The 24,580-nt window shown below is 73.7% G+C and carries 21 protein-coding genes and 1 riboswitch; of the genes, 10 read left to right on the top strand and 11 right to left on the bottom strand.

Translation table 11 applies throughout. The features are described from left to right. Window positions 1-81 precede the first annotated feature (81 nt). Both ACZ49B_RS28230 and ACZ49B_RS28225 read left to right on the top strand, forming a co-directional pair. On the top strand, window positions 82-1,569 hold the full coding sequence (locus ACZ49B_RS28230; RefSeq protein ID WP_468311243.1) for an NAD(P)/FAD-dependent oxidoreductase: 1,488 nt from the start codon (window positions 82-84) through the stop codon (window positions 1,567-1,569). After that, window positions 1,566-2,801: an MAB_1171c family putative transporter gene (locus tag ACZ49B_RS28225; protein ID WP_468311241.1), complete on the top strand. Its 1,236-nt coding sequence runs from the start codon at window positions 1,566-1,568 to the stop codon at window positions 2,799-2,801. Before ACZ49B_RS28230 ends, ACZ49B_RS28225 begins: the two co-directional genes overlap by 4 nt. A gap of 22 nt (window positions 2,802-2,823) precedes the next feature. Here the strand turns inward: ACZ49B_RS28225 and ACZ49B_RS28220 are convergent, their stop codons facing one another. Beyond that, window positions 2,824-4,077, bottom strand: coding sequence for an NADH:flavin oxidoreductase/NADH oxidase family protein (locus ACZ49B_RS28220; RefSeq protein ID WP_468311239.1), 1,254 nt, complete (start codon window positions 4,075-4,077; stop codon window positions 2,824-2,826). Window positions 4,078-4,260: 183 nt separating this feature from the next. Continuing rightward, complete coding sequence (locus ACZ49B_RS28215; protein WP_468311237.1) at window positions 4,261-5,145, bottom strand: bifunctional 5,10-methylenetetrahydrofolate dehydrogenase/5,10-methenyltetrahydrofolate cyclohydrolase; 885 nt, start codon at window positions 5,143-5,145, stop codon at window positions 4,261-4,263. 62 nt (window positions 5,146-5,207) lie between these two features. Next, window positions 5,208-5,288, bottom strand: a riboswitch (ZMP/ZTP riboswitch). Window positions 5,289-5,395: 107 nt separating this feature from the next. On the opposite strand from ACZ49B_RS28215, the gene ACZ49B_RS28210 reads away from it, so the two are divergent. Together ACZ49B_RS28210 and ACZ49B_RS28205 are read left to right on the top strand one after the other, a co-directional pair. After that, a complete protein-coding gene (locus tag ACZ49B_RS28210; RefSeq protein WP_468311235.1) occupies window positions 5,396-6,157 on the top strand; it encodes a class I SAM-dependent methyltransferase in 762 nt (253 codons plus the stop codon). A 225-nt stretch (window positions 6,158-6,382) separates the two neighbouring features. Next, window positions 6,383-7,972, top strand: coding sequence for an RNA polymerase sigma factor (locus tag ACZ49B_RS28205; protein WP_468311233.1), 1,590 nt, complete (start codon window positions 6,383-6,385; stop codon window positions 7,970-7,972). Between the two features lie 14 nt (window positions 7,973-7,986). Here the strand turns inward: ACZ49B_RS28205 and ACZ49B_RS28200 are convergent, their stop codons facing one another. The 6 genes from ACZ49B_RS28200 to ACZ49B_RS28175 all read right to left on the bottom strand — a co-directional run bounded on the left by ACZ49B_RS28200 (window position 7,987) and on the right by ACZ49B_RS28175 (window position 15,784). Further along, window positions 7,987-9,789: a vWA domain-containing protein gene (locus tag ACZ49B_RS28200; RefSeq protein WP_468311231.1), complete on the bottom strand. Its 1,803-nt coding sequence runs from the start codon at window positions 9,787-9,789 to the stop codon at window positions 7,987-7,989. Between the two features lie 70 nt (window positions 9,790-9,859). Continuing rightward, window positions 9,860-10,921 (bottom strand): ATP-binding protein, encoded by a 1,062-nt coding sequence (locus ACZ49B_RS28195; protein ID WP_468311229.1) that lies wholly within the window; start codon window positions 10,919-10,921, stop codon window positions 9,860-9,862. A gap of 102 nt (window positions 10,922-11,023) precedes the next feature. Continuing rightward, a complete protein-coding gene (locus tag ACZ49B_RS28190) occupies window positions 11,024-11,464 on the bottom strand; it encodes an SRPBCC family protein (protein WP_468311227.1) in 441 nt (146 codons plus the stop codon). A gap of 84 nt (window positions 11,465-11,548) precedes the next feature. Further along, window positions 11,549-12,934: an amino acid permease gene (locus tag ACZ49B_RS28185; RefSeq protein ID WP_468311226.1), complete on the bottom strand. Its 1,386-nt coding sequence runs from the start codon at window positions 12,932-12,934 to the stop codon at window positions 11,549-11,551. A gap of 76 nt (window positions 12,935-13,010) precedes the next feature. Then, window positions 13,011-15,224, bottom strand: a complete 2,214-nt coding sequence (locus ACZ49B_RS28180; RefSeq protein ID WP_468311224.1) for a phage holin family protein — start codon at window positions 15,222-15,224, stop codon at window positions 13,011-13,013. A gap of 155 nt (window positions 15,225-15,379) precedes the next feature. Then, window positions 15,380-15,784, bottom strand: coding sequence for a hypothetical protein (locus ACZ49B_RS28175; RefSeq protein ID WP_468311222.1), 405 nt, complete (start codon window positions 15,782-15,784; stop codon window positions 15,380-15,382). A 127-nt stretch (window positions 15,785-15,911) separates the two neighbouring features. Here ACZ49B_RS28175 and ACZ49B_RS28170 point away from each other — a divergent pair, with 127 nt between their 5' ends. After that, window positions 15,912-16,685: an MBL fold metallo-hydrolase gene (locus ACZ49B_RS28170; protein ID WP_468311220.1), complete on the top strand. Its 774-nt coding sequence runs from the start codon at window positions 15,912-15,914 to the stop codon at window positions 16,683-16,685. Further along, window positions 16,682-17,335, top strand: coding sequence for a DedA family protein (locus tag ACZ49B_RS28165; protein WP_468311218.1), 654 nt, complete (start codon window positions 16,682-16,684; stop codon window positions 17,333-17,335). The genes ACZ49B_RS28170 and ACZ49B_RS28165 overlap by 4 nt, the downstream gene beginning before the upstream one ends. 51 nt (window positions 17,336-17,386) lie before the next feature. Here ACZ49B_RS28165 and ACZ49B_RS28160 read toward each other — a convergent pair whose 3' ends face one another. The 3 genes from ACZ49B_RS28160 to ACZ49B_RS28150 all read right to left on the bottom strand — a co-directional run bounded on the left by ACZ49B_RS28160 (window position 17,387) and on the right by ACZ49B_RS28150 (window position 20,536). Beyond that, the gene (locus ACZ49B_RS28160; protein ID WP_468311287.1) at window positions 17,387-18,481 is read right to left on the bottom strand and encodes an MBL fold metallo-hydrolase; all 1,095 of its coding nucleotides are present in this window, start codon (window positions 18,479-18,481) and stop codon (window positions 17,387-17,389) included. Between the two features lie 89 nt (window positions 18,482-18,570). Next, the gene (locus tag ACZ49B_RS28155; protein WP_468311216.1) at window positions 18,571-19,788 is read right to left on the bottom strand and encodes an aminotransferase class I/II-fold pyridoxal phosphate-dependent enzyme; all 1,218 of its coding nucleotides are present in this window, start codon (window positions 19,786-19,788) and stop codon (window positions 18,571-18,573) included. 175 nt (window positions 19,789-19,963) lie between these two features. Next, window positions 19,964-20,536, bottom strand: a complete 573-nt coding sequence (locus ACZ49B_RS28150) for a TIGR03086 family metal-binding protein (protein ID WP_468311214.1) — start codon at window positions 20,534-20,536, stop codon at window positions 19,964-19,966. Between the two features lie 194 nt (window positions 20,537-20,730). Here ACZ49B_RS28150 and ACZ49B_RS28145 point away from each other — a divergent pair, with 194 nt between their 5' ends. From ACZ49B_RS28145 to ACZ49B_RS28130, 4 genes are all read left to right on the top strand, one after another. Then, window positions 20,731-21,549, top strand: coding sequence for a methyltransferase domain-containing protein (locus ACZ49B_RS28145; RefSeq protein ID WP_468311212.1), 819 nt, complete (start codon window positions 20,731-20,733; stop codon window positions 21,547-21,549). 87 nt (window positions 21,550-21,636) lie between these two features. Then, on the top strand, window positions 21,637-22,080 hold the full coding sequence (locus ACZ49B_RS28140; RefSeq protein ID WP_053689660.1) for an SRPBCC family protein: 444 nt from the start codon (window positions 21,637-21,639) through the stop codon (window positions 22,078-22,080). 270 nt (window positions 22,081-22,350) lie between these two features. After that, complete coding sequence (locus tag ACZ49B_RS28135; RefSeq protein WP_468311285.1) at window positions 22,351-23,184, top strand: M55 family metallopeptidase; 834 nt, start codon at window positions 22,351-22,353, stop codon at window positions 23,182-23,184. A 1-nt stretch (window position 23,185) separates the two neighbouring features. Beyond that, window positions 23,186-24,577, top strand: a complete 1,392-nt coding sequence (locus tag ACZ49B_RS28130; protein ID WP_468311210.1) for a M20/M25/M40 family metallo-hydrolase — start codon at window positions 23,186-23,188, stop codon at window positions 24,575-24,577. Window positions 24,578-24,580 lie beyond the last annotated feature (3 nt).

Here is a 24,580-nt window from a genome sequence, read left to right as displayed (position 1 = left end):
ACGCCCCGGTGACCACCGCCTTCCCCGTCGATGCACCTCACGTGCCGCTGCCCCCGCACGGCCCTGACAGAGAGCACCACGATGACCCAGTCTTCCCCGCCCCGCCACGTCGTCGTCATCGGCGGCAGCATGGCCGGCCTGCTCGCTGCGGCCGTGCTCGCCGAGCACGCGACGGTCACGATCATCGACGCCGACACGCTGCCCGACAGCCCGGCGCCGCGGCGCGGACTCCCGCAGGCCCGGCACGTCCACGTCATGTGGTCGGGCGGGGCCCGCGCCATCGAGAAGATACTCCCGGGCATCACCGACGACTGGACGGCGGCGGGCGCGATCCGCCGCAGCCTGCCCACCGACCTGGTCACCAAGACCGCCCAGGGCTGGATCCCGCGCTGCGGGGAGAAGCAGTTCAACATCTCGTGCAGCCGCGACCTCCTCGACGCGGTGGTCCGCGCCCGGGTGACCGGCCTGCGCGAGGTCACCACGCTCCAGCTGAGCCGCGTACAGGCCCTGGAGGGTACGGCGGCCCGCGTCACCGGCGTCCGCGTCGACACCCCCGACGAGACGGGCCGGCTGCTGACCGCCGACCTCGTGGTGGACGCGAGCGGGCGCGGCTCCCGGGCCCGGGCCTGGCTGCGCGAACTCGGGGTCGGCGGGATCAGACAGGCCCAGGTCGACTCCGGCCTGGTGTACGCGACCCGGATCTTCGAAGCCCCCGCGGGAGCCCACGAGATGGGCTTCCCGATCGTCAACGTGCAGTCCGATCCGCGGGTGCGCGTACCCGGGCAGACGGCCACGATCGTGCCCATCGAGAACGGCCAGTGGCAGGCCACCCTGTCCGGCACCCGAGGCGGCCAGCCCACGGGAGACCCCGAGCAGTTCATCCCGTTCGCCAAGGGCATCCGCGATCCCGTCGTCGGCGAGCTCCTCGAGGGCAGGAAGCCCCTCACCGATGTCGCCGTCACCCAGGGCACCGCCAACCGCCGGGTCTACTTCGAGAAGGCGGACCTGCCCGACGGCTTCTTCGCCGTCGGCGATTCCGTCGCCACCTTCAACCCGCTGTACGGACAGGGCATGACGGTCGCCGCCCAGGGCCTGCTGGCCGTACGCGCCCTGCTGCGCGCCAGGGGCCTCGCCCATCCCGGCTTCGGCCGCGAGGCACAGCGCGCGCTCGTCCCGCAGGTGGCCACCGCCTGGGAGCTCGCCACCTCGCAGGACATCCTGTACCCCGGGGCCACCGGCATGAAGCCGCGGGCCGGCGCCGGGCTGCTCAACGCCTACGTCAGCCGGCTGATGACCGGGGCCACCACGCGGGAGGCGCTGACCGCCGCGTTCCTCCAGGTCATCACCATGAGCAGCGCGCCCACGCACTGGCTGCGCCCCTCGGTGGTCTGGCGCGTGCTGCGCGCCTCGGACCGGGGCGCGCTGAAGGCGCCGCCGCTGACCGCGGCCGAGAGGGCCGTCGCGGGACTCGACCGGGGGTCCGACCCGGTCGGGCCGGTCGGGCCGGCGGGCCCGGTCGACCCCGTGGGCCCGGTCGGCCCCGTCGGTCCCGTCGGCCAGGCGCGATGACCGACGGTCTCATCCTGTACGTACCGGGCTCGGTGATGATCCTGGCGCTGCTGATCAAGGCGCCGACCCTGCGCCGGGGCTGGGACCAGCCGCTCATGCGGGCCGTGTGCACCCTGCTCGTCGTCGGCTGCATGGTCATGTTCCTGGCGGCTCCGCCGACGATCGCCGCGGTCAACCGGCTCACGGGCATCGTCAACTTCTCGGCCCCGCTGGTGTACAGCGTGCTGACCGCGTTCTCGGGATCGTGCATCGTGCTGGTCCTGCAGTGGGGCGGCGGCCCGCCCGCCGTCGTGCGGCGGGCGACCCGGCTGACGGTGGCCGCGTTCGGCGCCGTCACGCTGCTCATCGTGGTCCTCTTCGCGATCGGCGACGCGCCGGTCGAGCGGCTGCGCGACCTGGACACGTACTACGCCACCACGCCCTGGCTGCGCGAGATGATCGTCTGCTACCTGCTCGCGCACACCGTGGGCAGTTCGACGCTCACCGTGCTGTGCTGGAGGTGGCTGCTGCGCGTGCGCCCCTCGCTGCGGCCGCTGCGCACCGGACTGGCCCTGATCGTGCTCGGCGGGGCGCTGGACCTGGGCTACCTCGTCACGAAGTGGGCGGCCGTGGGCGCCCGCTGGACGGGCCGCGACTGGGACGGCCTGTCCACGTACGTGGCCCCGCCGTTCGCCTCCGCGGCGGCCCTGATGGTGGGGTCGGGGTTCATCGTGCCGCTGGTAGGCGGCTCGGCGGCCTGGCGGGACTTCAGCCGGTACCGGCGGCTGCACCCGCTGTGGAAGGCGTTGCGCGGGTTCGCCGCGTCGAGCGTGACGACCGTGCCGCTGACCTGGTGGTCGCCGATCGGGATCCGGCTGATCCACCGCGAGTCGGTGATCGACGACGGGATCCTGGCGCTGGGCCGCTGGTTCGACCCGGCCGTACGGGGCGCCGCGTACGCGGCCGCGCTCGGGCAGGGCATGTGCGCATCGCAGGCTTCGGTCGTGGCCGACGCGGCCATGCTCGCCGCGGCCTGCCGGCGCCGGGAGGCCGCCGAAGCCGCGGAGGCCGCCGAAGCCGCGGAGGCGCTCGACCCGGCGGACGCGGACGGCGCCGGAGAGCACCCGGCCGGGGCCGATCAGGGGCTGCCCGAGCCGTACCGGCTGGACTCCCGGCCGCTCGCGGCGCTGGCCCGGGAGTTCCGCGCCTCCCCCATCGTGGCGGCCGTACGGCGGGACCCGGCGAGCCTGTGAGCGGCCGGCGCGGCGGCAGGCGTCAGCCGGCGAGGGCGTCCTCGGGCTCGGGATTGCGGGCGAGCCAGGCCCCGTACGCCCGTACCCTGCGCCAGTGCTGGAGCTGGTCGAGGGCGAACGCCGCCCGCGGGGAGGCCTCCGGGCGCGGTTCCAGTCCGCGGGCCAGCCGGTGCAGCTGGAAGCGTACGAAGGCCAGCAGCCCGGCGCCGGCCAGGTCCCGGTCCTTCCAGCGCAGCCGCTCCACGGTCACCCGTACGTCCTCCCCGGCGCGCCAGCGGGCCGGCAGGTCGGGGCGGAACGCCAGGGCCGAGGCGAGCCCCACGACGGACACACCGCGCTCCAGGACCCTCCGGGCGGTCTCCTGGCGGCCTATCCCGCCGGTCAGCATCAGCGGCATCGTGGCGGAGCCCAGGAACTGCTCGGCGAAGGAGAGGAAGTACGCCTCGCGTTCGAGGGTCCGCAGATCGGCGGTGCGGCCCAGGGTCGCGGGGCTCTCGACGCTGCCGCCGGACAGTTCGACCAGGTCGACGCCGAGGCCGCCGAGGACCGCGAGGACCTGCGCCGCCTCCTCGGTGTCGAAGCCGCCGCGCTGGAAGTCGGCGGTGTTGAGCTTGACCCCGACCGCGAAGCCGGGGCGCACCTGGGCGCGGACGGCGCCGACGACCTCGGTGAGCAGCCGGACCCGGTTCCCCAGGCTGCCGCCCCAGCGGTCGGTGCGCCGGTTGACGAGCGGGGAGAGGAACTGGCTGAGGAGGTAGCCGTGGGCGGCGTGGATCTGCACCCCGTGGAAGCCGGCCTCCTCGGCCCGCCGGGCCGTGGCCGCGAACCGGGCGACGGTGGCCTCGATGCCGGCCTCGGTCATCGCGGTGGGGCGGGCGAAGCGCTTCGTGTGCTTGCCGAGGCTCACTCCTATGTCGGAGGGCGCCCAGGCCGTGCCGGGCATCTCCGAGCCGACCTGCCGGCCGGGGTGGTTGATCTGCATCCAGACCCGGCCGCCGCCGCAGGACGCGGCCTCGGCCCAGCGGCGGAAGGGGTCGAGCGGGGAGCGGGCGTCGAGGACGATCGTCCCCGGCGCGGTCAGCGCCCTGCGGTCGACCATCACGTTCCCGGTGATCAGCAGGCCGGCGCCGCCCTGGGCCCAGCGGCGGTAGAGGCGTTCGATGCGCTCGTCCGGCAGCTGGCCGGCGCCGGCGAGGCTCTCCTCCATGGCCGCCTTGGCCAAGCGGTTCGGCAGGGCCGTGCCGTTGGGCAGCTCCAGTGGCGTGAACAGGTCCATCAGCAGTTCCCCCCAGGAAACGTGTTGCACGTGTCATCGCGCGCCCCGTCGGAGAACATACCGCTCCCCACCCGGCCCCCGTCAGGCTCCGGCCGCAAGAATCCGGACACCGCCGGAACGCGGAACGCCCCGGGCCGAAGGGCCCGGGGCGTGTCCCGTACGGCGCGTTCCCGTACCCGGTGGTCAGAGCTCCGCGAGCGCCAGCCCCGCCTGGGCGGCGGCGGCCTGGACGGTCTGCTCCAGCAGGACGGCGATGGTCATCGGGCCCACGCCGCCGGGGACCGGGGTGATCAGCGAGGCGCGGGCGGCGGCCGACTCGAAGTGGACGTCGCCGACGTTGCCCTCGTTGTAGCCGGCGTCCAGGACCACGGCGCCCGGCTTGATGTCCTCGCCGCGGATGAACTCGGCCTTGCCGACGGCGGCGACCAGCACGTCGGCCTGGCGCACGATCGAGGGCAGGTCCACGGTGCGGGAGTGGCAGTAGGTGACGGTGGCGTTCTGCTCCAGCAGCAGCATGCCGGCCGGCTTGCCCAGGATGGCGCTGCGGCCGACGACGACGGCGTGCTTGCCGGTCAGGTCCACGTCGTACTCGGCGAGGAGCCGCATGATTCCGCCGGGGGTGCAGGAGACGAAGCCCGGCAGCCCGAAGCCCATGGCGGCGAAGGAGTGCATGGTGACGCCGTCGACGTCCTTGCCGGGGGCGATGGCCTCGAAGGCGGCGCGCTCGTCGATGTGGTGCGGGACCGGGTGCTGCAGCAGGATGCCGCTGATCTCCGGGTCCTCGGAGAGGGCCGTGAGGGCGGCGACGAGCTCCTCCGTGGTCGTCTCGGCCGGCAGCTCCACGTGGCGGGAGGTGATCCCGGCCTTGGCGCAACGGTTCTGCTTCATCTTCACGTACGTGACGGACGCCGGGTCCTCGCCGACCAGCACGGTCGCGAGGCAGGGAGCGGTACCGGTGCGCTCGGTGATCTTCGCCGCGAGGACGGCGGTCTGCTCCGAGATGCGGCGGGCGAGGGCGGTGCCGTCCATGAGCCGGGCAGGGGCGGTGGCAGTCTGGGCAGTCGTCATGGGGTCTCCTGGGCGTCGCTGCGGAATCGCGGTTCGCCCAGGCGCGCGGCAAGCGGCGTACCCGTGGTACGCCGGGCGCACGCGAGGTGCGCCGGGCCGCTCCCCGGTGGTGATCCACCCGAACGCCAGTCACGGCCCGCCCCCACTCTAATGGACCTCGTCCGCGCGTCCGGAGCGCACGGCGGCCCCGGGGGTCCGAGATCCGGTCAAACCAGTGGATCACCGGCGCCCGGCCTGGGACGATCGAGACATGACGCGCACCTTCGATCACCTCGTCGCGGAAGCCGAGTCCGTGTCCGTCGACGGCTGGGACTTCTCCTGGCTCGACGGCCGGGCCACCGAGCAGCGCCCCTCCTGGGGCTACCAGAGACTCATGGGCGAGCGTCTGGCCCGGGCCGGCTCCGCCCTCGACATCCAGACCGGCGGCGGAGAGGTGCTCGCCGGGGTGGGGACCCTGCCCCGGCTGATGGTCGCCACCGAGTCCTGGCCGCCGAACATCGCGAAGGCGACCCGGCTGCTGCACCCGCTCGGCGCGGTGGTTGTCGCGGACGCCGACGAGCCGCCGCTGCCGTTCGGCGACGAGGCCTTCGAGCTGGTCACCAGCCGGCACCCGGTGACCATCTGGTGGGAGGAGATCGCGCGGGTCCTGCGTCCGGGCGGAACGTACCTCTCGCAGCAGGTCGGGCCGGCGAGCGTCTTCGAGCTCGTCGAGTACTTCCTCGGGCCCCAGCCGGAGGAGGTCCGGCGCGGCCGGCACCCCGACGACGCGGTCGCCGACGCCCGCAAGGCCGGCCTCGAGGTCGTCGATCTGCGCTCCGAGAGACTGCGCACGGAGTTCCACGACATCGGAGCCGTGATCTACTTTCTCCGGAAGGTGATCTGGATGGTGCCCGGCTTCACGGTCGGGCAGTACCGGGATCGGCTGCGCGAGCTCCACGAACAGATCGAACGTGACGGTCCGTTCGTGGCGCATACCGCCCGTTTCCTCATTGATGCCCGCAAAACGGGCTGACGGGAGGGCGGCGGGAGCGCGGACGGATCCACGGCCGATCGGTTGCGCGGCCACAGCGTGGCGCAGGTCACTCAATTCAGCGCGTAACGAATCGACTCGGGCATGCGATGAACCGACAGGTGTCCTCGCGCGGCCACGGAATACAGACCCCCCTCGGGTCTGTTTCCCGAGTCCGCGCGATGATGTCCCGCCCACTCCTTATCTGTTCGCAACGAGAGGCTCCTTGTGTCGCTCAGCCCGTCCCGTACGTTCCCTCCGGAGATCGCCGAATCGGAGGCCCTCGTCGCGCTCGTCGAGCGCGGCCGCGAGCAGGGTCACATCAACGGTGACGACGTGCGCCAGGCCTTCGAGGCCGGCCGCATCCCGGTGGACCAGTGGAAGCGGGTCCTGCGCAGCCTGAACCAGGTCCTGGACGAGGAGGGTGTCGCGCTGCACGTCAGCGCCGCCCCCGCCACGAAGGCTGCCGCGAAGAAGCCCCGCAAGGCGGCCGCCGCGCCCGCCCGCACCGTGACCAAGAAGGCGGCCGCCGCGCCGCGCCCCATCGGTGCGCGCAAGGCCTCGGCCACCAGCCCGGCCACCGCCACCGCGGCGGCGATATCCGCTTCGCCGACCGCGGCCACCGAGGACGAGGTGACGGCCGACGCCGTCGCCGAGCCGAAGAAGCGCACGGTCAAGAAGACCGCCGCGAAGAAGACCGCGGTGAAGAAGACCGCCGCGGCCAAGAAGACCGGCGCCAAGGACGGCGACGAGGGCGAGACCCCCGCCGCCGAGGGCGAGGACTGGGCCGCCGAGGACCTCGTCGACGACGCCGAGGAGGAGGCCCCCAAGGCCGGCGGCACCCAGGGCTTCGTCCTGTCCGACGACGACGAGGACGACGCTCCGGCGCAGACGGTCATGGTGGCCGGCGCCACCGCCGACCCCGTCAAGGACTACCTCAAGCTCATCGGCAAGGTGCCGCTCCTCAACGCCGAGCAGGAGGTCGAGCTGGCCAAGCGCATCGAGGCGGGCCTCTTCTCCGAGTACAAGCTCGAAGAGGAGGAGGACCACAAGCCCGTCTTCAAGCGCGAGCTGGAGATCCTGGTCGAGGACGGCCGCCGCGCCAAGAACCACCTGCTGGAGGCCAACCTCCGCCTCGTGGTCTCGCTGGCCAAGCGCTACACCGGCCGCGGCATGCTCTTCCTGGACCTGATCCAGGAAGGCAACGTCGGCCTGATCCGCGCCGTGGAGAAGTTCGACTACACCAAGGGCTTCAAGTTCTCCACGTACGCGACCTGGTGGATCCGGCAGGCGATCACGCGTGCCATGGCCGACCAGTCGCGCACCATCCGCATCCCCGTCCACATGGTCGAGATCATCAACAAGTTGGCGCGCGTCCAGCGCCAGATGCTCCAGGACCTCGGCCGGGAGCCCACTCCGGAGGAGCTGGGCAAGGAACTCGACATGACCCCCGAGAAGGTCATCGAGGTCCAGAAGTACGGCCGTGAGCCGATCTCGCTGCACACCCCCCTGGGTGAGGAGGGCGACAGCGAGTTCGGCGACCTCATCGAGGACTCCGAGGCGGTCGTCCCGGCCGACGCCGTGAGCTTCACCTTCCTCCAGGAGCAGCTGCAGTCGATCCTGGGCACGCTCTCCGAGCGTGAGGCGGGCGTCGTCTCGATGCGTTACGGCCTGAACGACGGCCAGCCGAAGACCCTGGACGAGATCGGCCGCGTGTACGGGGTCACCCGTGAGCGCATCCGCCAGATCGAGTCCAAGACCATGTCGAAGCTGCGCCACCCGTCGCGTTCGCAGGTGCTGCGCGACTACCTCGACTAAGCAGGCCCGCGCCCTCAGGCCAGTCGGAAGACCGGCCCCCGGGGCGTGAAGGGCAGGGAGGCACCCTGCGGAACCAGATAGGCGTGCTCGCGCCGGATCCGCAGGGTGTCGATCCACCCGTCCGTGATCACCAGCACCGGAGCCTGCGGAGGGAAGTCCTCCGCGCGCTGCAGCAGGTCGATCGCGGGCTGGAGCACGGTTCCGCCCCGCCCGCGGACCTTCACGCGCCCCGCGATCTCGGTCGGGGGCAGATAGCCCGCGTCGTACGGCGCCGCGTCACAGAACACGACGCGTGCCGCCGGTACGTCGCGGGCTTCCGCGTACGAGGCGATCGCGCCGAGCGCCTTGCCGAGCAGGGCGGCGGACATCGTCCCCGAGGTGTCGAGGACCACGCCGAACGTGCAGCGGGCGATCTCCTCGGGCGGGAAGTACCGGCCCGCCCGGGGGATGTCCGGGGTGGAGGCCTGGCGGCGCGCCGGGCGCGCGTAGCTCCGTACGGGCTCCGGGCGCGGCACGTACGCGTCGAACCAGCGGGCGAGCTGCGCGTCCCAGGGCACGGGCGGATGGGCCAGCGCCCGGATCTCCTGGACCAGCCCGGCGGGCAGCAGCCCGCGTTCCCCGTAGGTGTGCAGGTCGAAGCCCTGGACGAGGCCGCGCCGGTAGAAATCGTCCAGATCGGTGTACGGGAGGCTGCCCGCGTGGGGCAGCGCCTCGCCCAGGACGTCCCCGAGGCCCTTGCCGCGCAGGGTCGACAGCCGGCGCAGTCGGCGCAGGTCGGTGGCGATGCGGTCGTAGACCTCCTCGACGGAGAGGTCCTTCAGCTCCGGGTCGTGCAGCAGCCCCTCGGGCATGTCGCCGACGCCCATCTCCACGAGCCAGCCGTTGACCACGTAGTCGGCGGCCACGTTGTGCAGGTACGGGTCGCGGGCGCCGCAGCGCTCGCCGTGGCGCAGGGCGGCGTGCAGCATCTCGTGGGCCAGGACGAAGCGCCACTCCGGGTCCGTGAACGTACGCAGCGGGTTGACGTAGATCTCCCCGGCGCTCGCGCTGACGGCCGCGACGGCGATGTCCTGGGCGCGCGCGAGCTCGGCGTCGGCGACGATCCGCAGGCCGGCGGCGAGCCCGCCGAGCAGGGGGTACGAGGAGACGAACCAGTTCAGGGCCCGGTCCCAGGGGTGCAGGCGGACCCGTTCCCCGGTGATCCCGTCGCGACGGCCGCCGGCCGCGTCCATGGCGGCGGAGACGCTGCGGGTCAGGGCGTGCGCGAACGAGGTCTCCCAGTCGGGAACGTCCGTGGTCAGGGTGCGCCAGCCGACCAGGACCTGGTCGGGGTGCTCACCGGAGGCGCCGCAGTCCTCGTACGCGGCGGGGACGCCGTCACGGCGCCAGCGGGCGGCGAGCTGCTCCTCGTCCCCGCCGGGGTATTCGGCGGGGAGGTGGTCGGGGGCGCGGCCGACGGAGAAGGTCAGCAGGAAGCGGTTGACGACCACGCACCGGGCGGCGAGCTCGGCGGGGACGGGCTGCGGGCGGTCGTCCCCCTTGGCGGCGGGTACGTGGCCGAAGCCGAGGTGGAGCAGGCAGTGGGCCAGCGCCCAGGCCCACTCCTGCGGTTCGGCACGACGGGTGGGATGGGCGTGGATCACCCCGTTGGAGGTGACGAGGACGAGCCCGGCGGAGGTGCACGAGGCGCACCGGGGGTCACGGCAGTGGGTGGCGGAGAGGGCGCCCAGGGCCGGGTTCTGCCGGATCGCGGCCCGTCCGGCCTCGTAGGCGAGGGTGGCCGGGTCGGCGGCGGCGGGCTTCTTCTTGCGGGTCACGGGTGGATCACTTCCGGCTCACTTCGGGCGCGCACGGGCGCATGGAGTGCTCGGGGCGGGCTCGTACGGCTCACCGGCGCGCCGCGACCAGCCGCGGCATGTCGCGTGCGGCCTCCACCAGGAACCAGGCGGGCAGCACCGGCAGGCCGTCGGCGTCGTCGGCGATGACGGTCTGGGCGACCTCGACGGAGATCTCGGCGAGCTGCACGAGCAGGGACTTCGCGCGGTACGCGGTCTGCCGGACGGCGGGCGAGACGTGCTCCTTGCGTTCCGGGAGCTCCTTGACCAGGCGGCCGCGGAAGGCCTCGGCGAGGTAGTAGAGCAGATCGCGGTCGGCGAGGCGGGTGGGCCAGGAGGCATCGCCCTTGATGATCGCCTCGATGCCGAAGGTGTGACGGACGATCTTGGCGTAGCCGCAGAAGGAGACGGCGTGCGCCGGGGTGAGGGTGCCGTGCGCGACGATCTTGAGGGTCTGCTCGTCCAGGCCGGTCCCGAAGGAGTGCAGGGCGTCGGAGAGCATGTGCCAGGAGCGCGGTGTGGAGAAGGGCTCCTCGGTCTTGGGCGGCGCGGACCACAGGTGGTCGGGGCGGTCGGTGAGGTAGTCGGTGATCCACGGGTGGATGCCGTTCTCCCCTGCCCAGACCAGCCAGTCCTGCGCGGAGGCCTGAAGGTGTACGTGGGTCAGCCGGTTGACCAGCGCGGAGGCGATGGGCCGGGCCAGCGCGTTGTCGGTGGCCCGGTTGCCCGCGCCGATGACGATGGAGCCGGCGGGGAGCTCGTAACTGCCGATCCGGCGGTCCAGGATGAGCGAGTAGAAGGCCTTCTGGACGTCCGGGGTCGCGGCGTTGAGCTCGTCGAGGAACAGGCAGTACGGCTCGTCGCGGGCGATGGCCTCGGGCGGGCAGAACACGGACCGGCCGTCACGGATCTGCGGTACCCCGATCAGGTCCTCGGGCGCGAGCTGCGTGCCGAGCAGGCTGACGCACTCCAGGCCGAGGGAGTCGGCGAACTTCCGTACCAGCGAGGACTTGCCGATCCCGGGCGCCCCCCACAGGAACACGGGCCGCACGGTGGCGAGGCCCAGCAGCAGTTCGGGGATCTGGGCGGGGGTGACGGTGACGGCAGCCTGCACGAGAAGCGGTCCTCAGGGGTGGGGTACGTGGCGCGCCCAGTGTGGGCGCACCGCGTACCCCGAGGCATCCGGTTTTCCGCCGCGGGGCGGTGGCCGGGTGTTTCAGTGCTCCAGCAGGTGCTTCAGCTTCTCCTCGTTGCGCGGCATTTCCTTGCGGGCGTACGGCTTGACCAGGAGCGGGGCGATGACCCTGCCGATGCCGTGGCCCTCGAAGTCGAGGTCGAGGGTCACGCGCGAGCGCCTTCCGCCCTCGAGGGGTTCGATGGTCCCGCGCACATCGCCGCGTACGGGTCCGTCGAGCCCGTGGAGGCGCCAGCTGCGCGGCGGGTCGAGCTCCTGGACCTCCATGGTCATCGGGAACCGCCGCTTGCCCATGCGCCGGGTGACCCTGACCTTCGAACCGACGTGGAGCGGAGCGCCGTCGAGCGGGCGGGCGGAGACGGCGCTGTCCTGCCACTCCGGCAGGTGCGTGGGGTCCGTCACGTAGTCGAAGACTTCTTCGGGACTGCGGGAGATGTCGATGCTTTCTCTGATCGCTGACATGGCGACCCCTTCACTGCCCCCTGCTTGTCCTCGTCTTTCCTCGTCTTTCCTCGTCTTTCCTCTGATTCCAAACTACCGCGCAGGTCAGGCGGTGGCCCCGGGCCCGGCCCGGTGCTTTCGCGCGGACATCGCGGCGTAGACGAGGACGCCCGCGAAGAGGAACAGGACTCCCTGGTAGACGGCCGCGTAGCCGGAGCCGGCGACCAGCCACATCGAGAAGCCGAAGGCCAGGCCGGCGAGGACGCCGTCGCGGGCCAGGCGGCCGCGGTGGACGCGCTCGGACTGCCCGGAGAGCAGGAAGTAGATCTGCGCGGCGGTGGAGAGCAGGTACGGGACGGTCGCCGTGAAGGTGGTGACCAGGACGAGGACCTCGAAGACCCCGTCCGAGCCCAGCGTGTAGTTGTAGACCGTCAGGCCGGAGGCCAGGACGACGGTGACGAGCACGCCGGCCACCGGGACACCCCGCTTCTTCGTCTCGAAGACCTTCGGGAAGAGCCCGTCGCGGGCGGCGGCGTACGGGGTCTGGGCGCTGAGCAGGGTCCAGCCGTTGAGGGCGCCGAGCATCGAGATCACGGCCGCGCAGGCGACGAGGGTGCCGCCCCACGTACCACCGAACATCGCGTTGACGGCGTCGGTGAAGGGGGCCTCGGAGGAGACCAGCTTCTCGTGGGAGACCAGGCCGAAGACGGAGAGGGTGCCCAGCAGGTAGACGACGGCTGCGCCGGCGGTGCCCAGGATGGTGGCCCGGCCGACGTTGCGGGCCGGGTCGCGGACCTCGCCGGCGCTGACGGCGGCCGACTCGACGCCGAGGTAGCTGAAGAGCAGGATCGCCGCGGCGGCGGAAACCGCCCCGACGGGGCTCTGGTCGGTGGCCTGGAAGGGCCCGAGGTTCGCCGGGTCGAAGAAGAACAGCCCGCCCACGGCGACCAGCAGCAGCGGGGCGAACTTCAGTACGGTGGACACCAGTTGGACGGCGCCGACGTAGCGGGTGCCGGCCAGGTTGGCGAGCGCCGGGAGCCACTGCACGGCGAGGGCGGCCAGGCACATCGCCGCCTTGTGGTCCCCGATGGCCGGGAAGAGCACGGTGAGGTAGCCGACGGCCGCCACGGCGAGGGCCGCGTTCGAGACCCAGGCGGTGATCCAGTAGCTCCAGGCCGCAAGGAAGCCGGCGAAGTCGCCGAACGCGGCGCGGGCGTAGACGTACGGGCCGCCGGTCTGCGGGAGCCGCTGCGAGAGCCGGCCGAAGACGAGGGCGAGGGCGATCGCACCGGCGGTGAGCACACCGAAGGCGACCAGGCTGATCGTGCCGAAGGGCGCCACGGAGGCCGGCAGCAGGAAGATCCCGCCGCCGATGATGTTGCCCATGACCAGGCAGGTCGCGACCGGGAGGCCGAAGCGGCGCGCATGGGGGTCGCGGCCCTGCTCGGGGGGTGCGGCGGCCTCGGCGGGCAGGGTTGCGGTGCTGGTCATCGGTGGTGCGCCTCGGGGTGTCTCACATGCTGGGCAGGGTCAACCCATGGTTGACCACCGCGAAGGCACCACCAAATCAGCGGATTTCGTCCCGCGCGGGCACCCCTTCGGAAGGAAGGCTTCCGCTGTTTCCACCGCCGGGCGGGGGTTCCTCCACCAGCTGCCCCGCGGGGCGCCCGCCGGGGTGTCCCTCGGGGTGCCCTCCGCAGTGTCCCCCGCCCCGATCCGCAGGCCGGGCCGGAGGCTCCGCCGCCGACCCGCCCACCGGCGGAGCCACCGGCACCTGGGGCCCGTCCGCCTCCCGCAGCCAGCGCCTCAGCACCTCGTGCACCGCCTCCGCGCCCACCAGGTCGGCGTCCGGCTCCGACAGTTCCGTCGGCCACATCAGGAACGGGTGGCCCTGCTCACCGCCCAGGCCTCCGTGCGAGCCGATCTGCTCCTCGAAGGCGTGCACCGACCCGGTCCGCGGGTCGTACGCCGAGTTCACCATCACGTCGGCCACGTGCGGGAAGGCGTCGGTCCGGCGGACCGCCTGGGCCGCGCCCGGTCCGAACCGGGCCAGCAGCTCCTGCGCCGCGCCGGGCTCGTCGAGACGGGCCGCCGCCCCGCCCGGGCCCAGCACCTGCCCGTCCACCAGCAGGAACCCGATGCCCGGGTGGTTGGCCAGCGTCGCCAGCAGGGCCGGGTGCGCCCGCTCGATCCGCTCCCGCGAGGCCCGGCCCGGCAGGTCCGGGAACGAGATCAGCCCGAGGTTGCCCGAAGCCAGCACCACCGGGTCCGGGCCCCGCTCGGGATGGGCCTCGGCGCCCTCCTCCACCGGCCGGTGCAGGGCCGCGAGCACCGCCGCGCGGGCCTCGGCCCCGCTGCGGGTGCGCCCGGCCCGGCGGGAGACCGGCAGCCCGCAGCCAGCGCGGACCAGGTCCTTCAGCGTCAGCCCGTAGCGGCCCAGGAAGGTCTCCCCCGGGCTCTGGCCGTGGTCCGACAGCAGCACGATCCGGTACTCCCGCGGTGCGTGCTCGGCGACCCGGGCGATCAGCGCGAGGCTCCGGTCGAGCCGGGCCAGCACCTGGTCGGTGTCCCGCCCGTGCGGCCCCGAATGGTGCGCGACCTCGTCGTAGGCGACCAGGTCCGCGTAGATCGCGGCGCGCCCCGCGAGCATGTCGCCGATCACCGCCGCCACGACGACGTCCCGTTCGACCACCGTCGCGAAGGCCCGGATCAGCGGGTACAGCCCGCCCCGGGCCACCCTCGGCCGCTCTCCCCGCAGCCGGGCCCGCAGCGACTGGCCGATCTCCCGGACGACCTCGGCGACGAAGGACAGCGCGGTGCGGACGGCATTGGCCGGGTCGGAGAAGTACGCGAAGTAGCCCGCGCGGGAACGGTTCGCCCGGCCCCGCCGCGCCGAGACCGACAGGACGAGGGCCAGCTGGTCGGCGCCGCCGCTGAACAGGTTGCCCCGGCTCGCCCCGTCGAGGGTGAGCAGCCCGCCGTCCCCGGTTCGGGTGATGGCCCGGCGCTGGAGTTCGGCGGCGCTGGTGGGCCGGTTGCAGACCATCACCTCGCCGGTGTCCTTCTCGTACCAGCGGAAGGCGGGCACGTCGAAGTTGGAGCCGTGCAGGATGCCGAGCTGGCTGGCGCCGGTCTGGCTGGACCAGTCGGTGCGCCAGGGCGTGATGCGGTGGCTGCCCTCCAGCCAGTCGGCCACCGTGGGCATCAGGGCGTTGCCCGCGGCGTGCCGCAGCGCCTCGTACCCGACCCCGTCGAGCTGGAGGAAGACCAGGCCGGGGGCGGGTGCGCCGCCGCCGGGCGCGCCCTTGTGCCGCGTACGCCGACGGCGGCGGTCGGCGAGCCGGTAGAGCCTGCGCCGGTACGCCTCGTCGTCGCGTACGGCGAGCGCGGTGGAGGTCGCCGAGGCGACGGCGGACATCACCGCGGCCACCACCACGGCGGTCTCCGGGGCCACTTCGCCGCGGCCGGAAGGGATCAGGCTGAGGGCGAGCAGCAGCAGCGAGCCGTTGAGGAAGAAGACGAGCAGGCCGAGCACCAGGGCGGGCACCAGCAGCAGCGCCCGGACCAGCACCGGCCAGACCAGCGCGCTCAGCAGGCCGAAGGCCCCGGCGCCCCAGGCGGCGGTCAGCCCGATCTCGGTGACGCTGTCGCCGTCGCCGGACTGCAGCCGGAAGTCGGGGAGGATGCCGGCCAGTGCGAGCATCGTGAGCGTGGACACGGCCCAGACGACGGTCACCCGTGCCAGGGCGCTGCCCGTGGTCCGCCACCGTCCTCGCCACACGCCGTACCGCCTCGTGTCTCCCCCGGACCCGCGGTCCGCGCCGCACCCTCCAGCGTCGCACAGGGCGGCGGCGGAGGCCGGGTGACGGGGGTGGCGCACGGACGTACGGAACGCGCGGCGCCGGGAGCCGGGGCGCGCGGCAGCGGGGCGGGAGCCTACGTTCCGTCGTAGCCGGCGGTCGGCATGGACAGCCGGCGGTGCACCTCGGCCTTCATGGCGGAGGTGTACTGCGGCTCGGCGAGCCCGGCGGTCTCCAACCGTACGCCGCGCCGCTCGCACTCGGCGGTGAACTCCTCGACGGAGCGCAGCGCACGGGCCAGTACCCGGTGGTTGGGCGCGACGAACAGGTCGACCTGCCCGGCTTCGACGTCGCACCAGAGCCCGCAGTGGTCGGCGCGCAGCCCGTAGAAGAGCAGCTCCCTCGTCACGACGTAGCCCCGGCCGGCGGCCCAGCGGGCGCACATGGCGTGCTGGCTCCGGGTGTCGACGGCGAAGGGGTCGGTGTCCAGATCCTCGAGCGGGGCCAGGCTGGCGATCGCGGCCACGCGCAGCTCATCCATGCCGCCCGACCCTACTCCGATCCGCCGCCCGGGAGGAGGGGGGCGGCGGCCTTCGGTTCCGGGCGCGGGGGCGGGGCAGGATCTAGGCTCGAGGTGTCCGGGGACGTGAGGGCGACGGGGAGGCCGGGTGTCGGTGGAGATCACCTGGTGGGGGCATGCCACGTGCACGGTCGAGGACTCCGGGGTACGGCTGCTGACGGATCCGCTGTTCGCCCGGCGGCTCGCGCATCTGCGGCGGCGCGGCGCGCTGCCCCCGCCGGAGGCGGCCGAGGCGGACGCGGTGCTGGTGTCGCACCTGCATGCCGACCATCTGCACCTGCCCTCGCTGGCCCGGCTGGCGCCCGGGACCCGGCTGCTGGTGCCGCGCGGGGCGCGCCGGGCCGTGCCGGGGCTGGCGCGGGTCGCCGGGGTGCGCGGGCTGGCGGTCACGGAGATGGCTCCGGGCGACGAGATCGGCGTACGGGCCGGCGTACGGGTACGGGCGATCAGTGCGCGGCACGACGGGCGGCGGATGCCGTTCGGCCCGCATCTCGCGCCGGCGCTCGGGTACGTGATCCAGGGCTCGGCGCGGACGTACTTCGCCGGGGACACCGGGCTGTTCGACGCCATGGCCGAGGAGGTCGGGCCGGTGGACGTGGCGCTGCTGCCGGTCGGCGGCTGGGGCCCGTACCTGGGGCCGGGGCACCTGGACGCGGGCCGGGCGGCGCAGGCACTGGCCGCGCTGGCGCCGGCGGCGGCGGTGCCGGTGCACTACGGGACGTACTGGCCGATCGGGCTGGACGCGGTGCGGCCGCACGAATTCCACGCGCCGGGCGAGGAGTTCGTACGGCGGGCCCGGCAGCTGGCGCCGAAGGTGACGGTACGGGTTCCGGACCACGGCGAGCGGGTGCGGCTGCCGTGACGTGGCGCGAGCTGGTGGCGGCGGGGGTGGGATCGGGGGTCGGGGCCGGGGTCGGCCAGGTGCCGCCGGAGACGACGCAGCAGGCGGTGGGCTACCCGGCGCTGTTCCTGCTGGTGGCACTGGGGGCACTGGTGCCGGTGATCCCGACGGGGGCCCTGGTCAGCACGGCGGCGGTGGTGGCGTTCCATCACCAGTCGCTGCCTTTCGGGCTGTTGCTGGTGTTCGCGGTGGCGGCGGTGGCCGCTTTCACCGGGGACGTGGCGCTGTACTGGCTGGGACAGCGCGGGGTGGCGTCCCGCAACGGCTCGCGCTGGCTGGAAGCCCTGCGCGGGCGGGCGACGCCCGAGCGGCTCGCCCAGGCGCAGCGCAAGCTGGACGAACACGGGGTCCTGGTCCTGGTCGTCTCCCGACTGGTACCGGCGGGCCGTATCCCGGTGATGCTGGCCTGCCTGCTGTCCCGTCTCCCGCTCCGCCGGTTCGCCCGCGGCGACGCCCCGGCATGCCTGGCCTGGGCGGCGACGTACTGCCTGATCGGCATCCTGGGCGGCTCCCTGTTCACGGAGCCCTGGAAGGGCGTCGCGCTGGCGGTAACCCTCACGCTCCTGATCAGCACGGCTCCTGCCCTCTGGCGCCGGTTGCGAGGTCTCTGACTCGCGCGCCACGGTCCCGCCCGGCGCCGCCGCCGACCCCGGCCCGGAGGGCTAGAGGGCCCGGGAGCCCCCGATCGGCAGATCCCACAGGTCCGCCCGGGCCAGCCCGGCCCGGGCCCACGCCTCCCGCACCCGCTGCAGCGGCTCCATCACCGGCTCCGCAGAGAGCACGAACGTCCCCCAGTGCATCGGCGCCATCCGCCGCGCCCCCACGTCCAGGCAAGCCTGAACGGCCTCCTCCGGATCCGCGTGGACATCGCTGAGCCACCACCTCGGCGCGTACGCGCCGATCGGCAGCAGGGCCAGGTCGATCCCGGGATGACGCCGCCCGATCTCCCCGAACCAGTGCCCGTACCCCGTGTCCCCCGCGAAGTACACGCTCCTCGGCGTCGCGGCCCGCGTGTCGGTCAGCAGCCAGCCGCCCCACAGCGTCCGGCAGGTGTCGAGCAGCGACCGCTTCGACCAGTGGTGCGCCGGGACGAAGTCGAAACGTACGCCGCCCAGTTCCGCGCACTCCCACCAGTCGAGCTCCGTGACCCGGGTGAAGCCGCGCCGCCGGCACCAGCGGGCGAGGCCGGCGGGGACGAAGAGCGCGGTGTGCCGGGGCAGCCGCTTGAGGGTGGGGGCGTCGAGGTGGTCGTAGTGGTTGTGGCTGATCACCACCGCGTCCACCGGCGGCAGTTCCTCCCAGCGGACCCCGACCGGGGTCATCCGCGCCGGTGTGCCGAGGATGCGCCGGGACCAGACGGGGTCGGTCAGTACGGTCAGCCCGCCGACCCGCAGCACCCAACTGGCATGTCCCGCCCAGGTGGCGCAGAGCGTGGCGGCGCCGGCCGCGGGCAGCGGGGCCGGGGCGTACGGGAGGTCGGGAATGCCGCGCAGCCCGTCGGGGCCGGGCCGGAAGGCGCCCTCTCGGGCGAGCCGCGCGAAGGAACGCACGCCGGGCAACGGGGTGGTGAGCCGGTCGGCGAAGGACCGCGGCCAGCTCCGCACCTCCCCCAACGCCCGCGGCACACCGCGACCGACCCCGTGGCCCGCAGCACCGGAACCCGGACGGCCGGGTCCAAGACCGGGGGCAGGAGCAGGAGCAGGGGCAGGAGCAGGACCAGGGGCCGCGGGAACGGGGCGCCCGGGGGCCGCAGGCATGGGGGCCGTCGGGGTGTGCGTCTCGTCCCTCATCAAGAGCTCTCCCTTCACCGCACAGCGGGCTCGTCGCGTCGGTCGGGGAAAGTCGGTCAGGAGGTCAGCCCGGCCAGGACCGATCCGAGGAGGTCCAGGGAGCGCCCTACCTGCGGGAGCGCGAGGGGGTCGCGCGCGGTGAGCGCGGCGAGCCGCTCCTCCGGGGTGGCGCCGAGCAGCGGACCGGTCGACAGGCGGAACCGCAGCGCCCCCAGGTCGTCCGCGAAGCGCTGTCCGCCGGGGGTGGGTGCGCCGAGCCGGCCGCCCAGGTAGTCCTCCAGTTCCATGGCGTCGCGGACCCCGTGCCGCGCCAGCCCGGCCCGCAGCGGGGTCAGGTCGGCGTACAGGTGCCGCCCGGCCTGCGGCGGCCGTGCAAGGGCGCCGACGGCCAGCAGTCTCCGGTGGGCCGCGGCGGCGACCACCCCGTGCAGCGCGGCCGCGGCTCGGGCGCGGCCGGAGACCGCGTCGGGCTCGTCGAGCGCGTGCGCGGCGGCCCCTGCGACCGGGCCCGCGACGAGGGCACCGGTCGCGGTGAGGATGTCGAGGGTGCGGGCCCGCAGCCAGGTGCCGCGCGGGGTGCCGGGGAAGCGGACCACGGCGGCGGGCCACCCGGCGGGCAGCAGCGCACCGGACAGGTCGAGGAGTACGGCGGCGGAGTCGGGCAGCATCTCGGCCGGGCTCAGGACGAGGGTGTCGTGCGGCCGGTGGACGGTGTCGCGCCAGCTCTCGTCGCTGACGACGAACAGCCCGGCGTCCCCGGCGGCCTCGCAGGCCTCGCGCAGCATTTCGGGCGGGGGCACGGTCGCCGTCGGGTCGTCGGCGACGGACAGCAGCAGCACGCGCGGGTCTCCGCCCTCGGCGCGGACCCGCCGTACGGTCTCCAGCAGGGCGTACGGGTCGGGGATGCCGCCGCACTCGGCCGGGGTCGGCACGTGGTAGGCCCGCTTTCCCAGCAGTCGGACCTGCGGCGTCCACCAGGCGGGACAGGGTCGCGGCAGCATGACGTCGCCCCCGTACGCGCCGAGCAGCGCCAGCAGCAGGGCGGGCGCGCCGGGCCCGGCGGCCACGTTCTCCGGCTCGGTGGGGAGCCCGCGCCGTCCCCAGTGCCGGCACGCGGCCTCGCGTACGGGCTCGCCGCCGCCCGGGGGTTCGGGGGCGGACCGTTCGGCGGCCGCGGCGATCACGGCGGTGAGCTCGGGCAGCACGGGCAGGCCGGGCTGGGGCGCGGGCGGCCCGTACCGGACCGGACCTCGGCCCTCCGCCGTGCGCTGCATCCCCGACACCTCGCCGCCCTGCCTTCCCCGTCCCGTACGTACCGCCGGCTCCATCCGGGCCGCCGACTCCGTCCGGGTCGCCGACTCCGTCCGTGCCGCCGACCGACCATGCTCTTTATACGGTTATTTGCGGTGGTACGCCTGTTGTCGCCCGCCGCGGGCCGGAGGCCACGGCTCAGCCCTGTCGGCCCACCATGGCCAGCAGCCGGGTCTGGGCGTCCGCGCCCGCCGGCACGTCCAGCGGCGCGGCGAACATCCCGCCGGCCGCGAGCCCGTCGGCGTACGGCATGACCTCCTTGATCGCGAACTCGACCAGGCCGTCCGGGAGCCGGTCGTCGGCGCCGATGCCCCGCGACAGGTCCCAGGCGTGCACGACGCAGTCGGCGGTCAGCTCCGCGCAGTACGCCCGGCCCAGCGCGGGCCCGTACGACAGCCTGACCGTGCGGTCCAGCGCCCCGGGCGCGGTGAACGCGGCATGCGCGGCGCCCGCCGCCCGCTCCCACGTGCCGGCCGGGTCCTCGCCGAGGACGTCGCCGGAGAACGCGTCGCCGATCTCCTCGACGGTGCGGCCCTCGGTGACCATCGGCGGGATCCAGAGCTGCTCGCCGGTGACGTGGTTGACCAGGTCGCGCACGGTCCATTCCGTACACGGGGTCGGGGCGTCCCACTGGTCGTCCGCGACGGCGCGCACCCGCTCGCCGAAGAGCCGCAGGGCCTCGGCGTGCTGTTCGAGCAGCGTGTCCGGCATGGCTCCCACCGTCCTCGGCCAGGGGGTCCCGTCTCTGGAGCCCACTGTCCTCGCACCTGCATTTCCCTGCCACCGACCCGCACGACTCCCTTGGGGCACAAGCAGGGTGTCCACATGTCAAAACACGTATCTCATATCCCGAACCCATCCCCTACGGTGATCACAACGGTTCAACGACGAGGAGGAGTCGGGTCATGAGCGCCAAGGAAACGGCTGTCTACACGCACGGGCACCACGAATCCGTTCTGCGCTCGCACCGCTGGCGCACCGCCGCGAACTCGGCGGCGTACCTGATCGGCGAGCTGCGGCCGGGGATGTCGGTCCTGGACGTGGGCTGCGGCCCGGGCACGATCACGGCGGATCTGGCGGAACTGGTCGCGCCGGGCGGGCGGGTGACCGCGGTCGACGCGGCGCAGGACGTCCTGGAGCAGGCCGCGGCGTACGTGGCGGAGCGCGGCCTGGCCGGGGCGGTCGACTTCGCCGCTGCGGACGTCCACGCGCTGGACTTCCCGGACGACTCCTTCGACGTGGTCCACGCCCACCAGGTGCTGCAGCACGTCGGCGACCCGGTACGGGCGCTGCGCGAGATGCGGCGGGTGTGCCGGCCGGGCGGGATCGTGGCCGCCCGCGACGCGGACTACGCGGCGATGACCTGGTACCCGGCGGAGCCGGGCCTGGACGAGTGGCAGGGCCTGTACCGCCGGGTGGCCCGCGCGAACGGCGGCGAACCGGACGCCGGGCGCCGCCTGCTGGCCTGGGCCAGGGCGGCGGGCTTCACGGAGGTGTCCCCGTCGGCGACGGCCTGGTGCTACGCCACTCCCGAGGAGACGGCGTGGTGGTCCTCCCTGTGGGCGGACCGTACGACGGCCTCGGCGTACGCGTCCCTCGTGACGGGCGGCGGCCACGCGACCGCGGCCGAACTGTCCGCCGTCGCCGAGGCCTGGCACCGCTGGGGCACGGCACCGGACGCCTGGTTCTCGGTCCTGAACGGCGAAATCCTGGCCCGGGCCTGATCGTCACGTCTGACCCGGATTTGGGCCCTTGCCCCGGAGGTGGTTGGCTTGCCGCGACGAGCGAAGACAACTGCTGGAGGAACAGCTATGGCGCAGGTCGAGGCCACCACGGAGCGGATCATCGCGGCCGACGCGGAGACCGTGTTCGACGCGCTGGCGGACTACACCGGGACCCGGGGGAAGCTGCTGCCCGAGCACTTCAGCGAGTACGAGGTGCGCGAGGGCGGCGACGGCGAGGGCACCCTCGTCCACTGGAAGCTCCAGGCCACCAGCAAGCGCGTACGCGACTGCCTGCTCGAGGTCACGGAGCCCACCGACGGCCAGCTCGTGGAGAAGGACCGCAACTCCACCATGGTCACGACCTGGGTCGTCACCCCGGCCGGCGAGGGCAAGTCCAAGGCCGTGGTCACCACCGTCTGGAACGGCGCCGGCGGCATCGGCGGCTTCTTCGAGCGCACCTTCGCCCCCAAGGGCCTCGGCCGGATCTACGACACCCTGCTGGCCAACCTGGCCGCCGAAGTCGAGGGCTGAGCAAGGCCGTTGCCCGCCGGCGGCGCCGGGCGGCTCACCGGATCGGGTGGATTTCCCGGCGGAGGTGAGCCCCCGGCCCGGGTGTGACCTCCGGGCCCGGATGTGACCTCCCGGCGATACCGCGGGGGCACGTGCGGGCACCGCCCCGATGCCACCCCGGGCGGCGTGGGAACGTGCCCCCCTTCCCCGAGACCGCTTAGGGTGGAAGTCTGCGTGGACGGCTCCGTCCGTGTCGGCCGCGCCGTGGCAGCCGACCGCCCGGGGGGCCCGATGAAGATCCTCGTCTCCGCCGACATGGAAGGCGCCACGGGCGTCACGTGGCCCGCCGACGTCCTGCCCGGCACGCCCGAGTGGGAACGCTGCCGCCACCTGTTCACCTCCGACGTGAACGCGGCCGTACTCGGCTTCCTCGACGGCGGCGCCGACCAGGTCCTCGTCAACGAGGCCCACTGGACCATGCGCAACCTGCTGCTCGAACAGCTCGACGAGCGGGCCGAAATGCTCACCGGCCGCCACAAGTCCCTCACCATGGTCGAGGGGGTCCAGCACGGCGACGTCGACGGCATCGCCTTCGTCGGCTACCACACCGGCGCCGGAACGCCGGGCGTCCTCGCCCACACCTACCTCGCCAACTCCATCACCGGGGTCTGGCTGAACGGGACCCGCGCCAGCGAAGGGCTGCTCAACGCCCACGTCGTCGCCGAGTACGGGGTGCCGGTCGTCCTCGTCACCGGCGACGACCTGACCTGCGTCGACGCCGACGGCTACGCCCCGGACGCGGTGAAGGTCGCCGTCAAGGACCACGTCTCGCGCTACGCGGCCGTCTGCCGCACCCCGGCCCGTACCGCCGCCGACATCCGGGCCGCCGCCAAAGAGGCCACGGCCCTCGCCGTACGCCGGGACCCCGTGCGCGGCGGCCCGTACACCGTGGAGCTGGAGTTCGACGCCGAGCACCTGGCGATGGCCGCCACCGTCGTCCCGGGCGCCGAACGCTCCGGGGAACGCAGGGTCGCGTACACCAGCGAGACGATGTACGAGGGGATCCGGACCTTCAAGGCGGTCACGACGGTCGTCTCGGCGGCCGTGGAGGAGCAGTATGGCTGACATGCCCGCAGTCACCCCCCAGCGCCCGGCCGAGGAGAGCCCCACCGGGGAACCCTCCGCCGGGGAGTCCCCTGCCCCCGTCGACCGGGTGGCGCTCGACGAAGCCGTCGAGTTCACCTCCGGCCTGATCCGCATCGACACCACGAACCGGGGCGGCGGCGACTGCCGCGAGCGCCCCGCCGCCGAGTACGTCGCCGAGCGGCTCGCCGCGGCCGGCCTCGAGCCGGTCCTGCTCGAACGCACGCCCGGCCGCACCAACGTGGTGGCCCGGTTCGAGGGCACCGACCCCGGCGCGGAGGCCCTCCTCGTCCACGGCCACCTCGACGTGGTTCCCGCCGAGGCCGCCGACTGGAGCGTGGACCCCTTCTCCGGCGAGATCCGCGACGGGGTGGTCTGGGGCCGCGGCGCCGTCGACATGAAGAACATGGACGCGATGGTGCTGGCCATCGTACGGGCCTGGGCGCGCGCAGGCGTGCAGCCGCGCCGCGACATCGTGATCGCCTACACCGCGGACGAGGAGGACAGCGCGGTCGACGGCTCGGGATTCCTCGCCGACGAGCACCCGCACCTGTTCGAGGGCTGCACGGAGGGCCTGAGCGAGTCCGGCGCCTTCACCGTGCACAACGGCCCCGGCCAGGCCCTCTACCCGATCGCGGCCGGTGAACGCGGCACCGCGTGGCTGAAGTTGACCGCGCACGGCACGACCGGCCACGGCTCCAAGCCCAACCGGGCCAACGCCGTCAGCCGGCTCGCGGCCGCCGTGGCCCGGATCGGCGAGTACCGGTGGCCCGTCCGGCTCACCGCCACGGTCGCCGCCTGCATCACCGAACTCGCCGCCCTCCAGGGCCTGTCGGTCGACCCCCGAGCCCGCGACTTCGACCTCGACGCCGTCCTCGGCAAGCTCGGCCCGGCCGGCCTCCTCGTCGAGGCGACCGTGCGCAACAGCGCCAACCCGACCATGCTCAGCGCCGGTTACAAGCTCAACGTCATCCCGGGTACGGCCACCGCCTACGTGGACGGCCGGATGCTGCCCGGCAGCGAGGCCGAGTTCATCGCCACCCTCGACGAACTCACCGGCCCCGAGGTCACCTGGGAGTTCCACCACCGCGAGGTGGCCCTCGAAGCCCCCGTCCACGGGAGGACGTTCGGGATCCTGCGCGACTCCGTGGAGCACTTCGACCCCGACGGCCACGTGGTGCCGTTCTGCATGGCAGGCGGCACCGACGCCAAGCAGTTCTCCCGGCTCGGGATCACCGGATACGGCTTCTCCCCGCTGAAGCTGCCGCCCGGCTTCGACTACTGGGCCCTCTTCCACGGCGTGGACGAGCGGGTCCCCGTCGACGCCCTGCACTTCGGCGTGCGCGTCCTCGACCGCGCCCTGCGGACCCTGTGAGGG

It is taken from the genome of Streptomyces sp. NPDC031132, from assembly GCF_055570595.1.
Note: the sequence above shows the minus strand (reverse complement) of the source record. Positions and strands in the feature narration are given on the sequence as shown.

Excerpts from the sequence above, each read along its gene's own strand:
- ACZ49B_RS28145 (WP_468311212.1), top strand. The coding sequence starts at position 20,731 with ATGAGCGCCAAGGAAACGGCTGTCTACACGCACGGGCACCACGAATCC.
- ACZ49B_RS28175 (WP_468311222.1), bottom strand. The coding sequence starts at position 15,784 with ATGGATGAGCTGCGCGTGGCCGCGATCGCCAGCCTGGCCCCGCTCGAG.
- ACZ49B_RS28135 (WP_468311285.1), top strand. The coding sequence starts at position 22,351 with ATGAAGATCCTCGTCTCCGCCGACATGGAAGGCGCCACGGGCGTCACG.
- ACZ49B_RS28130 (WP_468311210.1), top strand. The coding sequence starts at position 23,186 with ATGCCCGCAGTCACCCCCCAGCGCCCGGCCGAGGAGAGCCCCACCGGG.
- ACZ49B_RS28155 (WP_468311216.1), bottom strand. The coding sequence starts at position 19,788 with ATGCAGCGCACGGCGGAGGGCCGAGGTCCGGTCCGGTACGGGCCGCCC.
- ACZ49B_RS28210 (WP_468311235.1), top strand. The coding sequence starts at position 5,396 with ATGACGCGCACCTTCGATCACCTCGTCGCGGAAGCCGAGTCCGTGTCC.
- ACZ49B_RS28220 (WP_468311239.1), bottom strand. The coding sequence starts at position 4,077 with ATGGACCTGTTCACGCCACTGGAGCTGCCCAACGGCACGGCCCTGCCG.
- ACZ49B_RS28215 (WP_468311237.1), bottom strand. The coding sequence starts at position 5,145 with ATGACGACTGCCCAGACTGCCACCGCCCCTGCCCGGCTCATGGACGGC.
- ACZ49B_RS28140 (WP_053689660.1), top strand. The coding sequence starts at position 21,637 with ATGGCGCAGGTCGAGGCCACCACGGAGCGGATCATCGCGGCCGACGCG.
- ACZ49B_RS28150 (WP_468311214.1), bottom strand. The coding sequence starts at position 20,536 with ATGCCGGACACGCTGCTCGAACAGCACGCCGAGGCCCTGCGGCTCTTC.
- ACZ49B_RS28190 (WP_468311227.1), bottom strand. The coding sequence starts at position 11,464 with ATGTCAGCGATCAGAGAAAGCATCGACATCTCCCGCAGTCCCGAAGAA.
- ACZ49B_RS28225 (WP_468311241.1), top strand. The coding sequence starts at position 1,566 with ATGACCGACGGTCTCATCCTGTACGTACCGGGCTCGGTGATGATCCTG.
- ACZ49B_RS28230 (WP_468311243.1), top strand. The coding sequence starts at position 82 with ATGACCCAGTCTTCCCCGCCCCGCCACGTCGTCGTCATCGGCGGCAGC.
- ACZ49B_RS28185 (WP_468311226.1), bottom strand. The coding sequence starts at position 12,934 with ATGACCAGCACCGCAACCCTGCCCGCCGAGGCCGCCGCACCCCCCGAG.
- ACZ49B_RS28160 (WP_468311287.1), bottom strand. The coding sequence starts at position 18,481 with ATGCCTGCGGCCCCCGGGCGCCCCGTTCCCGCGGCCCCTGGTCCTGCT.